15 protein-coding genes are annotated in these 14,011 nt (G+C 63.0%); 8 read left to right on the top strand and 7 right to left on the bottom strand.

The features are described 5' to 3' along the window. Positions 1–39: 39 nt before the first annotated feature. Positions 40–612, top strand: a complete 573-nt coding sequence (locus B2D37_RS12845) for a LemA family protein (protein WP_079203057.1) — start codon at positions 40–42, stop codon at positions 610–612. 3 nt (positions 613–615) lie between these two features. Continuing rightward, the gene (locus B2D37_RS12840) at positions 616–1,512 is read left to right on the top strand and encodes a GIDE domain-containing protein (protein WP_079203056.1); all 897 of its coding nucleotides are present in this window, start codon (positions 616–618) and stop codon (positions 1,510–1,512) included. A 93-nt stretch (positions 1,513–1,605) separates the two neighbouring features. On the opposite strand, the gene B2D37_RS12835 is transcribed toward B2D37_RS12840, so the two are convergent. The 4 genes from B2D37_RS12835 to B2D37_RS12820 form a co-directional block, all read right to left on the bottom strand. Next, positions 1,606–3,672 (bottom strand): bifunctional diguanylate cyclase/phosphodiesterase, encoded by a 2,067-nt coding sequence (locus B2D37_RS12835; RefSeq protein WP_079203055.1) that lies wholly within the window; start codon positions 3,670–3,672, stop codon positions 1,606–1,608. Positions 3,673–4,121: 449 nt separating this feature from the next. After that, positions 4,122–4,703: a superoxide dismutase gene (locus B2D37_RS12830; RefSeq protein WP_079203054.1), complete on the bottom strand. Its 582-nt coding sequence runs from the start codon at positions 4,701–4,703 to the stop codon at positions 4,122–4,124. A gap of 188 nt (positions 4,704–4,891) precedes the next feature. After that, positions 4,892–5,500, bottom strand: a complete 609-nt coding sequence (locus B2D37_RS12825; RefSeq protein ID WP_079203053.1) for a LysE/ArgO family amino acid transporter — start codon at positions 5,498–5,500, stop codon at positions 4,892–4,894. Between the two features lie 5 nt (positions 5,501–5,505). Next, positions 5,506–5,907: an ACT domain-containing protein gene (locus tag B2D37_RS12820; protein WP_079203052.1), complete on the bottom strand. Its 402-nt coding sequence runs from the start codon at positions 5,905–5,907 to the stop codon at positions 5,506–5,508. Between the two features lie 98 nt (positions 5,908–6,005). On the opposite strand from B2D37_RS12820, the gene B2D37_RS12815 reads away from it, so the two are divergent. Then, the gene (locus B2D37_RS12815; protein WP_079203051.1) at positions 6,006–6,911 is read left to right on the top strand and encodes a LysR family transcriptional regulator ArgP; all 906 of its coding nucleotides are present in this window, start codon (positions 6,006–6,008) and stop codon (positions 6,909–6,911) included. Positions 6,912–7,194: 283 nt separating this feature from the next. Here B2D37_RS12815 and B2D37_RS12810 read toward each other — a convergent pair whose 3' ends face one another. Further along, entirely contained in the window at positions 7,195–8,253 is a 1,059-nt protein-coding gene (locus B2D37_RS12810) for a trans-acting enoyl reductase family protein (protein WP_079203050.1), read from the bottom strand. Positions 8,254–8,430: 177 nt separating this feature from the next. Between B2D37_RS12810 and B2D37_RS12805 the strand changes: the two genes are divergently transcribed. Beyond that, entirely contained in the window at positions 8,431–9,423 is a 993-nt protein-coding gene (locus B2D37_RS12805) for an NAD(P)-dependent oxidoreductase (protein WP_079203049.1), read from the top strand. A gap of 26 nt (positions 9,424–9,449) precedes the next feature. Here the strand turns inward: B2D37_RS12805 and B2D37_RS12800 are convergent, their stop codons facing one another. Beyond that, positions 9,450–9,767, bottom strand: coding sequence for a hypothetical protein (locus tag B2D37_RS12800; protein ID WP_079203048.1), 318 nt, complete (start codon positions 9,765–9,767; stop codon positions 9,450–9,452). A gap of 329 nt (positions 9,768–10,096) precedes the next feature. Between B2D37_RS12800 and B2D37_RS12795 the strand changes: the two genes are divergently transcribed. Continuing rightward, positions 10,097–11,005: an ATPase gene (locus B2D37_RS12795; RefSeq protein ID WP_079203047.1), complete on the top strand. Its 909-nt coding sequence runs from the start codon at positions 10,097–10,099 to the stop codon at positions 11,003–11,005. Between the two features lie 62 nt (positions 11,006–11,067). Here the strand turns inward: B2D37_RS12795 and B2D37_RS12790 are convergent, their stop codons facing one another. Further along, positions 11,068–12,021 carry a GlxA family transcriptional regulator gene (locus tag B2D37_RS12790; RefSeq protein WP_079203046.1) on the bottom strand — a complete coding sequence of 318 codons (954 nt, stop codon included), beginning with the start codon at positions 12,019–12,021 and terminating at the stop codon, positions 11,068–11,070. Between the two features lie 246 nt (positions 12,022–12,267). On the opposite strand from B2D37_RS12790, the gene B2D37_RS12785 reads away from it, so the two are divergent. From B2D37_RS12785 to B2D37_RS12775, 3 genes are all read left to right on the top strand, one after another. Then, the gene (locus tag B2D37_RS12785; RefSeq protein ID WP_079203045.1) at positions 12,268–12,738 is read left to right on the top strand and encodes a nuclear transport factor 2 family protein; all 471 of its coding nucleotides are present in this window, start codon (positions 12,268–12,270) and stop codon (positions 12,736–12,738) included. Positions 12,739–12,932: 194 nt separating this feature from the next. Beyond that, positions 12,933–13,643: a phosphatidylcholine synthase gene (gene pcsA, locus B2D37_RS12780; protein WP_079203044.1), complete on the top strand. Its 711-nt coding sequence runs from the start codon at positions 12,933–12,935 to the stop codon at positions 13,641–13,643. Positions 13,644–13,667: 24 nt separating this feature from the next. Then, on the top strand, positions 13,668–13,967 hold the full coding sequence (locus tag B2D37_RS12775; RefSeq protein ID WP_079203043.1) for a GIY-YIG nuclease family protein: 300 nt from the start codon (positions 13,668–13,670) through the stop codon (positions 13,965–13,967). Positions 13,968–14,011: the final 44 nt, after the last annotated feature.

Here is a 14,011-nt window from a genome sequence, read left to right as displayed (position 1 = left end):
CCCCTCGCAGTCATGGCCCGCCGTTATGGAGCAAGCCGCATGAGTCTAACCAGTGTTGCCGTCCTCGTGATTCTGATTCTGATCGCCGCCTATGCGGTGATTCTCTACAACGCCCTGGTGCGCTTGAAGCATGGGCTGAGCAAGGCCTGGGCGAATATCGATGTGTTGCTCAAACAGCGCCACGAAGAGTTGCCCAAGCTGGTGGAGACCTGCAAGCAGTACATGCAGTACGAGGGCCGTACCCTGGAACGGGTGATTGCCGCGCGCAACGCCGTCGCCAGTGCCCGCGCGCAGCATGATCTCGGTGCCCTGGGCAAGGCCGAGAGCGGCTTGCGGGTTGGGCTTGGGCAGCTGTTTGCGCTGGCCGAGAACTACCCGGAACTGAAGGCCAATGACAATTTTCAGCATCTGCAGCTGCGCATCAGCGGCCTGGAGAACGGCATCGCCGATCGCCGCGAGCTGTACAACGAGGCGGTCAACCTGAACAACGTGCGCATTGAGCAATTTCCCGACGTATTGATCGCCCGGGCCTTCGCCTTCAAGGCGGGTGAGTTGCTGGAGTTCAGCGATGCGCAGAAGGCAGACGTCGATCTCAAATCGCTGTTCAGTTAAGCCGTGGCGTTCGAAGGGCTGTTGCTCAGCCTGCTGTTCAGCGGCGGCGCGACTCTGGCTGGCGCCTGGTGGAGCCTGAAACGCTGGTCCCAGGTCCGCCAGCTACTCGACACGCCGACCTCGAAGATCCGCTCGGCGGCCCAGGGCTATGCCGAGTTCTATGGCGTGCTGGCCGCGCTGGCCGATGCGCCGGTGCGTGCGCCGCTGACCGGTAAGCCCTGTCTGTGGTGGCGCTTCAAGATCGAGGAATACCAGTCCAGCGGCAAGAATCGCAGTTGGCGGGTGGCCGAGAGCGGTAGCAGCGAAGCCTGGCTGCGCTTGCGCGATGGCACCGGCGACTGCCTGATCGATCCGCGCGGCGCCGAGGTTCGCCCGGCGATCCGCGAAGTCTGGCAAGGCAACCTGCGCCACCCGATGGGCTCGGCGAAAAGCGGGTTGCTCAGTTGGTTGGGCAGCGGCAAGCGCTATCGCTACAGCGAGGAGCGTTTGCAGGTCGGCCAGCCGCTGTATGCCATTGGCGATTTTCGCAGCTGTGGTGGCGGTCGTCAGGCCCGCGACCTTGAAGCAGCACAGAGCGCGGTGATCCGTCAGTGGAAGGGCGATTTCAGCGGCCTGTTGCAGCGTTTCGACAGTGACCGCAACGGCCGGCTGGATGAGCAGGAGTGGAATCGCGTGCGCCTGGCCGCGCAACTGGAAGCTGAAGACCGCCATCGCCAGGAGAGTTCGCAGCCGGCGCAGCACCATCTGGGCAAACCTGCCGAGTCGCGGCCGTTCATTCTGGCCAATGCCGGCGAAGATGAACTGGCGCGGCATTTCCATTGGCAGGCGGCCGGCGGCGCTGTGGTCTGCTTGGTCGGCGCGTTGGCGACGGCCTGGTTGCTCGGGGTGAGGGTGCTGTAGCAAGGTTGGCGGAGATTGCTTTCAGCCCGCCACGCCTGACGTGGGGCGCCGCCCGTCTGCCCCTATGTGCGGTTGTCGGCAGGCTACGGGCTGTTACAGCGTGGCTGGGTTGATGGCGGCTTGGTTGAGACGCCGGGCCTGCTTGAGGAAGAGTACTAGTTCGCGGGGTGGTAGCGGCTTGCTGTAGAAGTAGCCCTGACCTTCATGGCAGCCCTGGGCGATGATGTAGGCTTCTTGCTCGATGGTTTCCACGCCCTCGGCGATCACCTGCATGCCCAGGCTCTTACCGAGCTGGATGATGGCACGCACGATGGTGGCGTCGTCGTCGTCGTCGAGCAGATCCTGGACGAAGCTCTTGTCGATCTTGATCTTGTCCAGCGGCAGGCTCTTCAGGTAGCTCAGCGAGGAGTAGCCGGTGCCGAAGTCGTCAATCGCGATCAGTGCGCCGGAGCGGCGCAGGCTGAGCAGATGCTGGGCGGCGGTGCTGATGTCTTCCATCAGGCCGGTTTCGGTGACTTCCAGTTCCAGGCTGCGCGGCGGCAGGCGATAGACCTGCATCAGGTTGTTGACCACCCGCGGCAGTTCGGCGTGATGCAACTGCACGGTGGACAGGTTGATCGCCATGCGCAGCTCGCTGAAGCCCTGATCGTGCCATTCGCGCAGTTGGCGGCAGCCTTGGTCGAGAACCCACTCGCCGATCGCGATGATGCTGCCATTCTGCTCGGCCAGCGGGATGAACAGATCCGGCGGCACCAGGCCATGCTGCGGGTGCTGCCAGCGCAGCAGCGCCTCGACCCCGACTATCCGGTGATCGCGGTAGTCCACTTGCGGTTGATAGACCAGGAACAGCTGGTTGAGGGCCAGGGCCTCGCGCAGATCCTTCTCCAGCTCGCGGCGGCGGCGCATCTCGCTGTCGACGCTGGCGATATAGAACTGGTAGCGGTTGCGTGAGCGGCTCTTGGCCAGGGTCATGGTCTGTTCGGCTTTCTGTAGCAGCTTCTCGGTGCAGTCACCGTCTTCCGGGAACAGGGTGATACCGATAGTGGCGCGCAGGCGCACTTCCTGCTGGTCGAGAATAAAGGGTTGTTCAAGGTCATCCAGCACGCTTTGCGCCAGTTCGGCGGCCTCATAGGGCTGCTCGATGTCGGCTTGAACCAGAGCGAACTGGTCACCTCCCAGGCGGGCCAGGACGCCGAGGCGACCACCGTGGCTGCGCAGGCGATCGGACAGGGCCAACAGCAACTGGTCGCCGGTCTGGTAGCTGAACTGTTCGTTGATACCCTTGAAGTCGTCCAGGCCGACGCAGAGCACGGCGACCCGACGTTGCAGGCGCCCGGCATCATTGAGGATCTGGTCGAGTTGCTGTTGCAGTTGTTGGCGGTTCGCCAGGCCGGTGAGGAAGTCGTACTGAGCCATGCGTAGCAGGCTGTTTTCCGCTTCGCGGCGCAGGTGTGTGTTGCGTTCGATGGAGGAGAGCAATTGGTTGGCGGTGTTGATCCACAGGCCCAGCTCGTTTTTCTCGTTGCCTTTGAGCATCGGCAGCTTGTGTGCGCTGGGTCGATCCGGATTGATCTTGCTGAGGTGTTCGATGATTTTCGACAGCGGTTTGGTCAGCAGCCAGTGGTAGACCAGGAACAGCACCAGGCCCATGGCCAGGGCGCGGAGCGCACCGACGATGAAGATGATCACCGAGTTGGTGACGAAGCTCTCGCCGTAGTGTGCGGTATCGAGGGTGATGCTGAGGTCGCCGTAATATTCGCTGTAGGGGCCGCGGCCCAGCAGTTTGGTGGTGAAACTCTGTTCCTGGCCGAGAATCGGGTCGGTCAGCCAGCGGGTGGGCAATTGCGCCGGAGCACGGGATTTTTCCGCAAGCATTGGCTCGTTGGGATGGCCGATGGCAGCCACCCGCACCGATTCGTGCTGGAACAGGCCTTCGATGACCTGCATGCCCATTTCGCGATCCAGGCTGTAAACCGCCTGGGTCGAGGGGTCGCGAAACATGCCGAGAATGCGCTGGGCATCGTTGGTCACTGCCTGGCGGGTCTTGTAAACATCGAAGGCAATTTGCGCGCAGCTCAATACCACCCCAACGGCAAGCGCCGAAAGCAGTACTACACGTAGCAGCTTCAGAGACAGGCTGTTCTTGAGTTCCAGCTTCAAATGGCGGTTCCTTGTTCGATGCCAGAGGCGTCAGACCGGTGTGAGTATTAGCAACCTCGCGGTTGACGTCAAAGGGCCATTACATCAATACGCAACAGTCTACCGGGTGAGCCGCGCTGGCACGGCTGCCGCAGGGCGTTGGCAGCCTCTCCAGTATGTCGGTGCGAAGGGCTGAGTACTTGAGCGCTATCTGCTGATTTATTTCACTGACCACTGCGTCGCGGCCTGCTCCACGAATCGTCGTCCGGCATGCTCAGCATGTCGAGTCCGGCATTGATCCTACCCTGTTTTCAGGTATGGCGGCGAGGTGCGGGTGGTGCTCCCCGCATCGGGGTTGGCTGGGGGTGTGACGCGGTTGTGCGGCGCGCCGTGGAAAGTAAAAAGCCCGGCTGATCAGCCGGGCTTTTTCATTACCTGCGCGGGCCCTGGGGCTCGCGCAATGGCAGGTCTCAGGCTGCGTAGTTGTTCGCTACGAAGTCCCAGTTGACCAGGTTCCAGAACGCTTCGACGTACTTCGGCCGCACGTTGCGGTAGTCGATGTAGTAGGCGTGTTCCCATACGTCGCAGGTCAGCAGCGGAGTGTCGCCGCTGGTCAGCGGGTTGCCGGCACCGATGGTGCTGGCCAGGGCCAGGGAGCCGTCGGCTTTCTTCACCAGCCAGCCCCAGCCGGAACCGAAGGTGCCGATGGATACTTTGCTGAACTCTTCCTTGAACTTGTCGAAGGAACCAAAGGCCGCGTTGATCGCGTCGGCCAGGGCGCCAGTCGGTTGACCGCCGCCGTTGGGCTTCATGCAGTTCCAGTAGAACGTGTGGTTCCAGACTTGAGCGGCGTTGTTGAAGATGCCGCCGGAAGAGGTCTTGACGATCTCTTCCAGGGTTTTGCCTTCGAACTCGGTGCCAGGCACCAGGTTGTTCAGGTTCACGACATAGGTGTTGTGGTGCTTGTCGTGGTGGAATTCCAGGGTTTCCTGGGAAATATGCGGCTGCAGAGCGTCATGTGCGTACGGCAGTGGCGGCAATTCGAAAGCCATGGTTGATCTCCTAATCAGGTCAGGTGCGGTGTTCGCGAAGCCGATCACGGGCGGCCATATCTGCGGCGGGAGTTATCTCTTTGCGCCGCGAGTCCAGAAGCATAGCACTGGGTCCGCGGCTTAAACACACGGGAACTGTGTGGGAAACCAACTTGAAGCAGCTACCCCGGGCTTGTCGGGCAAGTGACTCAGGCGGCGGCGGGAGCGGCCAGCAACTGCCAGGCGATAGTAAACATCATCAAGGCCACGGCCAGATCGATCAGGCGCCAGGTTAGCGGTCGTGCCAATTGCGGGGCCAGCCAGGCGGCGCCGAGCGCGAGGCTGAGGAACCAGATCAACGAGGCACTGGCAGCGCCCATGGCATAGGCTCCGGGCACACTCTGCTGGGCGCCGAGCGAGCCGATCAACAGCACGGTATCGAGGTACACATGGGGGTTGAGCAGGGTCACCGCCAGGGCGGCGAGTAATACGGTGCGTAGCGAGCGCGGGGCGGCTGCCCTTTGTTCCAGACCCTGCGGCCGGCAAGCGCGCAGCAGGGCCTGGGCGCCATACCAGAGCAGGAAGGCCGCGCCGCCCCAGCGGGCGACACCCAGTAGCAGCGGGTTCTGCGCCAGCAGCGCAGCCAGGCCGAACACTCCGGCGGTCACCAGCAGGGCATCGCAGGTCACGCAGAGCAAGGCCACGGGTAGGTGATGTTCGCGGCGCAGGCTTTGCGCGAGAACGAAGGCGTTCTGCGCGCCGAGCGCGATGATCAGCCCGGCGGCGACCAGCAAACCATTGATATAGCTCTGCCACATGATAGTCACTCCGTCTGCTTGGCCAGTTGTTGCAGCACCGTCACGGCGCGTTGGCCATCGGCTTGGGCGACGAACAAGTGGTCGTGGTGGTAGCCGGCGATCACGTTGCAGCTGATGCCATGGGCGGCCAGGGCGGTAGCCACCGCGGCGGTGAGGCCGACTGCGGCGAGCGCCGAGTGCACCTCGAGGGTGATCCAGGCGGCGATATAGTCGAACTCCAGGCCCAGCCGCTCGGCCTGCTGGCGCGGCAGGATCAGGCTCAGGCCCTCGCGCTCGCGGAAACTGCCGAGTGGTTGCAGGTCGGCCGGTGGCGTGGCATCGGCCAGACAGCAGAACACGTAGTCGCCGTCGTTCAGGATTGGGCTCATGCTGCGTAGCAGGGTGGGGAGCGCGGTCTCGCCGGCCATGATGATGTCCTTGTTGCAGGGTGGGGAGGTAGCCAGTCTGTTGCGCCTGGTTGTATAAGAGAAACAAATTATGCTGATCTCTCATTAGGAAAATTGATTTGTTCGACTACAAGTTGTTGGCCGCTCTGGCGGCGGTGGTGGAGCAGGCCGGTTTCGAGCGCGCCGCCCAGCTGCTGGGCTTGTCGCAATCGGCGGTGTCGCAGCGGATCAAGCTGCTCGAAGCGCGGGTTGGCCAGCCGGTGCTAGTGCGTGCCACGCCGCCGACGCCCACCGAGATCGGCCGGCGCCTGCTCAATCATGTGCAGCAGGTGCGTCTGCTCGAGCGCGATGTGCAGGATCAGGTGCCGGCGCTAGACGCAGGCGGGGTACCCGAGCGCCTGCGCATCGCCTTGAATGCCGACAGTCTGGCGACCTGGTGGGCCGCTGCCGTGGGCGAGTTTTGCGCCGAGCACCGGCTGTTGCTGGAATTGCTGGTGGAGGATCAGGACGTCGGCCTGAAGCGCATGCGCGCCGGTGATGTAGCGGCTTGTGTATGTGCCACGGACCGGCCGGTGGCAGGGGCGCGTAGCCAGGCCCTTGGCGCCATGCGTTACCGTGCGTTGGCCAGTCCGGGATTCATTGCCCGGCATTTCCCCCAGGGCGTCACGCCGGCAGCGCTGACCCGGGTGCCGGGCATCGTGTTTGGCCCGGATGACCTGTTGCAGCATCGCTACCTGGCTGAACTTGGCGTCGAGGGTGGCTTTTTGCATCATCTGTGCCCGTCGTCCGAGGGTTTTATTCGCATGACCCAGAGTGGCCTTGGTTGGGGCCTGATGCCGGAACAGCAGGTGTTGAATGAGCTGGCCCGTGGCGAGTTGGTCGAGCTGATCGCCGATCGGCCGGTCGATGTGCCGCTGTACTGGCATCACTGGCGCAACGGCGGCGAGCTGCTCAATCGGCTGACCGATCATTTGCGCAAGGCGGCCGGCGAGTGTCTGGTGCCCGCGGGTCAATCCGTTGGCTAGGCCGCGCCGGGCGGCGATCCGCTTCAGCTCAGCTAGCCCGGTTTGCCTAACGGTGGGCTGAAGTACGGGGCCGGGCGTCGCTCAACGCCTTGCGGCGCCGGTTTCGTAGTCTGGATAAGCGCCAGCGCAACCCTGGATGGCCCGTCCGGATCGCAGCGCATTCACGCTTTATTGGGCTACGAGAGCTGTGGGGCTGGCGCCTTTTCATCCACCCTCGTTATTGATGGATGGATGGGTAAAGCGTCAGCCATCCTAGGCCGCGCTCGCGGCCACAGCGACAGCGTCAGGACAGCAGAATCTTGCCCGACCCCGGTAGCTGTTCTACGCAGCGTGCGCCGAGTAGTTGCGAGGGCGTGAAATAGCCGCCAGGGCCGCTGTAGGCGAGCAGGTGACGCACCGCCAGCAGCACGCCATGCACGGTCACCTCATAGCCATTGGCTGTTTCCAGACGGGCGGTTTTCATCTCGCCAGCGGCGTTGCGTGCCTCGCCCCACAGCCAGGTGCGCTGCTGTTCGCGGGTGGCCTGGTCGGGACCCGCTACGCGCTTGTCGACCAGGCGCTTGAGCCAGTGCTGGACGGCATTCAGGCCGAGCAGCGGGCGCAGCGGGTCGAGCAGGCGCATGCCGATGGCCAGGGCCGGCGGGGTAGACAGGTAGACCTCGATGTTGTCGATGCCGGTCGAGTAATAGGCAGTCGCCACGTCGCCCCAGGGAATGCTAACCGCGGATTTCACGCCGCGGCCGAAGTTGATCTGGCGGCGCCTATAGCCCAGCGGTACATCGGTGATGATGCCCGCGCGGCGCACCTTGCCGCCGAACTTGAAGCCTTCCAGCGTGGTTTTCGCGGTGCCCGGCGATAGCCCGCTGGCCGTGTCGAAACCGAGTGCCAGATGGCTGGCATCGGGCAGCGCCTGGTGCAGGCAGGCGGCCAGGCAATCGCTGGGGATGACGTCGAAGCCAACGCCGGGGCAGACCGCCAGTCCGGCCTCCCGGGCTTGCCGGTCACGGCCGTGAGCCGCTTCGAACACGCCGATCTCGCCGGTGATATCGACATAATGGGTCGCGCTGGCCAGGCAGGCATCGAGCATCGGTGCGCTGGTGGCGGAAAAAGGCCCGGCGCAGTGGGCGACCAGCGCCACGTCGGCCAGTGCCTCGCGAGCGCGCTCGGGCTGGCCAATGTCGAATATCCGGCATTCCAGGCCCAGCAGGCTGCCCAGGGCATGCACCGCCGCCGGGTTGCGTCCGGCCAGAATCGGCGTCAGGCCTTGGCGTTGCGCTTCGGCGGCCAGCAGGTGGCCGGTGTAACCGTTGGCGCCGTAGATCATCCAGTTGCTCGTGGTCATGCCTGACTCCTGTGGGGGATGCGCTGCATAACAGCGTAGTTGCTATATTCCGGCTGGCGTCTATCCAGAGGGCAGCCGCCTGGTTCGCCCGGTCGCTGTTCTGGCGAGTTGCGACACGGCGAGCCAGCGTCGGCACTGTTAGAGTGCGCAGACGGTCAAGTACGGCATGGAGTGGTGATGAAGATTCTGGTTACCGGTGCAAGTGGCTTTATCGGCGGACGCTTCGCCCGCTTTGCCTTGGAACAGGGCTTGAGCGTGCGGGTCAATGGTCGCCGCGCAGAGGGAGTGGAGCACTTGGTCAAGCGCGGCGCCGAGTTCATCCAGGGCGACTTGTCCGACCCCGAGCTGGTGCAGCGGCTCTGTCATGACGTCGAGGCGGTGGTGCACTGCGCCGGCGCCGTGGGCTTCTGGGGCAACTATCAGCAGTTCCATCAGGCCAATGTGGTGGTTACCGAGAACGTGGTCGAAGGCTGCTTGAAACAGCACGTGCGGCGGCTGGTGCACCTCTCCTCGCCGTCGATCTATTTCGATGGCCAGTCGCACGTGGCGATCAAGGAAGAGCAGGTGCCCAAGCATTTCTTCGATCATTACGGCAAGACCAAGTACCTGGCCGAACAGCAGGTGTTCGGCGCCCAGGAATTCGGTCTCGAGGTGCTGGCCTTGCGTCCGCGCTCGGTCACGGGGGCCGGCGATACCAGTCTCTTTCCCCGGCTGATCAATATGCAGCGCAAGGGACGCCTGTCGATTGTCGGCAACGGCCTGAATCGGGTCGACTTCACCAGCATGCAGAACCTCAATGACGCCTTGTTCAGCTGCTTGCTGGCCGCCGCGCCGGCGCTGGGCAAGGCCTACAACATCAGCAATGGCGCACCGGTGCCGCTGTGGGACGCGGTCAACTATGTGTTGCGCCAGCTCGAGCTGCCGCCGGTGACCCGGCATCTGCCCTACGCCCTGGCTTATGGCGCCGCGACGCTCAACGAAGGGCTGTGCACGCTGCTGCCTGGCCGCCCCGAACCCACCCTGTTTCGCCTGGGGGTGGCGCTGATGGCCAAGGATTTTTCTCTGGATATCAGCCGTGCGGGCGAATACTTGGACTATGCGCCGCAGGTCAGCCTGTGGACGGCGCTGGATGAGTTCTGCCTGTGGTGGAAGGCCCAGTATCCCGGCTGAAGGCTCTCAACCCAGGTTCAAGGCGCTCAGGCGTAGACCCGCTGGCCGCGATACATGCGCAGCGAACCGCTCGCCGGCTTGGCCTGCGGATCTTGATCCGGCAGGGGATGGCCTGCCTGCAGGCGGGGCGTAGGGCTATCGCTGGCGGGGTTGAATGGCTGGTCGCTGTACTGGGCGAGGAGCTGGCCGAGCTGGCGGGTCTCTTCGCTGGTCGACCTCAGGCAGGCGCTGAGCATCGTGCTGATCGCGTCCGGCTGGCTCATACGGATATCCACCGCCAGTTCCTCGCGTAGCCTGCGGCGCAAACTCTTCATGCAATCCAACACTGCTCTGTTCAGTTCCATATGCCTTAGCCCTGTTCTTGGAGTGGGCTGGGTGTCACTCATCTTGAAGGACACGAAGCTCGTTCTATCGGTAGAAACCGTTCAGGTCGCTGCCTCCAGCGCCATTAACCCTGATCCCAGGCACTGTGAGGACGGCGCTGATAAATTAATGCAAAGCGCATACCAGTCCACATGATGCGGAACTGTGCGCCCTGCAGGCGGTCTCTTTGCCAGTACCGCGCTCTGCGTCGGTGCGTGTCGCACTGGCTTGGCGCGCCGGTGAAGCGTTGCGCACTAACCGGTATACTGGCCGGAATTTCGTGTCTTCAGCGTTTTCTAAAGGTTTACTCATGCGTAACGATGCCCACGACGAACTCGATCATGTGCCCAGTCTGACCACCGATCAGAGTGATCGTGATTATTTGGATACGGGTCACCAGGAGCCCGACGCGCGGACACCATCCCGCGCCGCGGCGGATGCGCCCAAAGCGCCCAAAGCAGGCAAAGCCCCGAAAGCTCCCAAAGCCCCCAAGGCAGGCAGCACTGGCGCGCTGTGGGCCTTGGTCGGCGCCCTGGCTATCGCCTTCTGTGGGCTGGGCTGGTGGAGTTTTCAACAGATCAGCCTGATGGAGCAGCAATTGGTGGCCACCCAGGAAAGCTTCGCGCGTATCAGCGAGGAGGCTACCGGGCGTATCCAGGATATCAGCGGCAAGGTAGTGGCTACCGAATCCACGGTCACCAGCGGCAGTGAATCGCTCAAGCTGCAAGTCAAACAGCTGGAAACTAAACTGCTCGAACTGAGCAAGCAGCAGCAGGGCGTGGCCGGTCAGCAGAGCGGCCAGGACAAGCGCATAGAGCAGTTGGCAGCCGAGCTGAAGACTCAGCAAGGCGCGACCGGCAACTTCGATGGCAGCCTGAAGAGCCTGAGCAGTGAGCAGGTCGCGCTGAAAAAAGCCCAGGCGTCATTGCAAGCCGAGCAGGCATCCTTGAAAGCCGCGCAAACCGGGTCGGCCAAGCTCGACGGGCAACTGCAAAACTTGAATGACGAGATTGCGGCGCTGAAAAGGGCTGGCAATTCGAATCAGGCCATCGGCCGTCTGGAGCAGGATCTGCTGGTGTTGCGCAGCGAATTGGACAACCGTCCGGCGGCGAAAAGCAACACGGCCGAGTTCGATGCCTTCCGTGCGCAGATGACCCGCAATATCAGCACCCTGCAAGGCCAGATCCAGAACCTGCAGCAGCAAATCGACGCGCGCTGACCGGCGCGCTCAATGCCGCCAATATGAGTGTCCCGGCCATGCTCGCCTGTCGATTCGGGCGTTCAGGGCGCCTGGCGTATGCGCCGGCGGAATGCGCCCGGAGGTTCGCCGCAGAGCTGCTTGAACAGCTTGGCAAAGGTCGCCCGATCGGCAAAACCGACCTGTTCGGCAACCTGCTCCAGCGAGCGCGCGGGCTGGCGCAGGGCGTTTTGTGCGGCGCTGATGCGCAGGCGCTGCAGGTAGTCGTTGGGTGTCAGCCCGGTACTGGTCTTGAAGCGGCGCAACAAGGTGCGCGGCGAGCAATTGGCCTGCTCGGCCAAGCGCTTGAGGTCGATTGACTCGGCGTGATGCTGTTGCATCCAGTGCAGCAGCGGGGCCAGAGGGCTGTCAGTGGCGCTGCTTGCCGGCAGCAGCGGGGCAAACCTCGACTGGCGTCCGCGTTGGGTGTCGAACACCAGCGCGTTGGCGACTTGCTGCGCGAGCCACGCCCCGGCATGCCGGGTAATCAGGTACAGGCACAAATCCAGTCCGGCGTGGGCGCCGCCTGAGCTGTGTAGGTTGCCGTCGTGGCAGAGCAGTTCATCGATTTCCAAACGTACCTGCGGGAAGCGCTGGCGGAACTGGCTGGCCAATGCCCAATGGGTGGTGGCCCGACGGCCATCAAGCAGACCGGCGGCGCCGAGCAGGAAGGCGCTGCTGCACAGGCTGGCGATTGCTTGGCTGCTCGGACGTTGCGCGAGCCAGGGCAGCAAGGCGGCATTGGCGGCAAGACTCAGGTCGATGGCGCTGCCGGTGGCCGGCAGTATCAGCAACTCGGCCTGTTCGGCCAGCGCCAGGCCGCCGTCGACCTGGATACGCGCGAAGTCGAGGTCGACCGGCTGGGCATCCAGGCTGAAACGCTGCAGCTTGAACAGAGGCTTGCCGGCCAGGCGGTTGGCCAGGGCAAAAGCATCGCAGGCCATGCTCAGGCTGGAGCAGACGGTTTGCGGGCAGACGTAGAGTGCGATGGTGAACATGGCGAGTGAGTCATTGCTGGTTTGTGGCGATTATTGACACAAAGTTGGCGTGCGCGCCAATCGCCAGCTAGCCCTTTGCCGGCAATACTAAGCGCTTGTGAAACAACGCTCGCCTACTCCGGCCACCTCCAAACGCCCCCTGCTTTTCACGTAGCGCGCCTTGCCGCGAACGCCTGGAGACGGCCTCGCGACGGCGCGCGATATTGTCACAACCGCTGAGACACTCTCACCTCTGGAGTCGTGCCCATGAATCACCCCAACGCCGAACTCATCTGCCATTTCTACCAGGCCTTCCAGCAGCGTGACGCCGAGGCCATGGCGGCGTGCTATGCCGAGGATGTACGCTTCAGCGACCCGGTGTTCGAGGATTTGCGTGGCCGCGAAGCGGCGGACATGTGGCGCATGTTGACGGCGCGGGCGCAGAATTTTTCGCTGACCTTCGACCATGTCCAGGCGGACGAGCGGCAGGGCAGTGCGCAGTGGGTGGCGACCTACCTGTTCAGCCAGACCGGCAATACGGTGGTCAACCGCATCGATGCCCACTTCGTCTTTAGCGCCGGCAAGATCGTCGAGCACCGCGACCATTTCGACCTGTGGCGTTGGGCGCGTCAGGCCTTGGGTATGAAAGGGCTGCTGCTGGGTTGGGCGCCGCCGGTGCAGAACGCCATTCGCCGTCAGGCGGCCAAGGGCTTGGCGCAGTTCAGGGCCTCTCGATAACCCTTGATTCATGGCTTTTAGCTGCAATAGCGAACGTAATGGTAGGCTTTCTGGTCTGAACCTTCAGCGACGTCAGGCGCAAGTTGTAAGCCTGGACTATTCGTTGAATAACAGACCGTAGCTGAACGCGGCCCAACCGAGTGCAGTGGTTCTCCAGCTGCCAGACACAAGCCAGAGCGCCAGGAAGCCTGATCATGAATGTAATATTGCTGTCCGCAAGCAAAGCCAAGGCTTGGGGCGCGCATGCCGTCACCTCTAGCGGGGTGATTCTGGCGTTGCTGGCCTTGCTGGCTGTACTCGATGGTCGGCCGCAGGTCTGCCTGCTCTGGTTGGGATTGGCATTGCTGGTCGATGGCCTGGACGGCACCCTGGCCCGCAAATTCGACGTCAAGGTGGTGTTGCCGCACTTCGATGGCTCGACCCTGGACTTGGTGATCGACTACCTCACCTATGCATTCATCCCGGCGATCTTCGTGTATCGCTTCATCCCCCTACCCGAGTACACCCTGCTGCTCTCGGTCGGAGTGATCCTGCTGTCGTCGTTGTTCTGCTTCTGCAACCTCAACATGAAGAGCAAGGACAACTACTTCGTCGGCTTCCCGGCGGCCTGGAACGTGGTGATCGTCTACCTCTACCTGTTGGACTTCGATCCCTGGCTAAGCCTCGCCACCATCGTGCTGTTGTCGGGCCTGACCCTGACCAGGATGAAGTTTCTCCACCCGTTTCGGGTCAAGCAGTTCATGCCACTGAATATCGGTGTGACCTTGGTGTGGATGTCGGCCTGTGCCTTGCTGATTGTGCAGTACCCACTCAACCAGACCTGGCTGCTGGCGGTCTGGGGGCTGGCCTCGGTCTATTTCGTCGGTATCTGCCTGTGGCGTACGGCTCGCGAATGGTTCGCCTGACTCGGTTCGCGGGCGGTGCCTGCGATGACTGAGGCCGCCGGCAAAACCTGGTTCGTCTATCTGGTGCGGACGCAGAACGGCGCGTTGTATTGCGGTATCAGCGACAACCCGCAGCGGCGTTTCACCCAGCACCAGAGTGGCAAAGGCGCGCGCTTCTTCTATTCCAGTCCGGCGCTGGCGTTGGTCTATATCGAAGCCTGCGCGGGCAAAGGCGATGCGTTGCGCCGGGAGCGGGCGATCAAGCGTCTGGGCAAACCGGCCAAGGAAGTGCTGGTGGCCGCTGGCAGTCTTATCGCCGTGGTTGATGGCGCGCTATCAACCTGAGCGGGTAGGCCGCAGTGGTGGGCACGGGTAAGCTGGCGGTTTCC

The sequence above is a fragment of the Pseudomonas sp. CC6-YY-74 genome, assembly GCF_002025205.1.
Classification (GTDB): Bacteria; Pseudomonadota; Gammaproteobacteria; order Pseudomonadales; family Pseudomonadaceae; genus Aquipseudomonas; species Aquipseudomonas paeninsulae.
The sequence above is the reverse complement of the archived record's forward strand: the minus strand, read 5'-3'. Positions and strand labels throughout refer to the sequence as shown.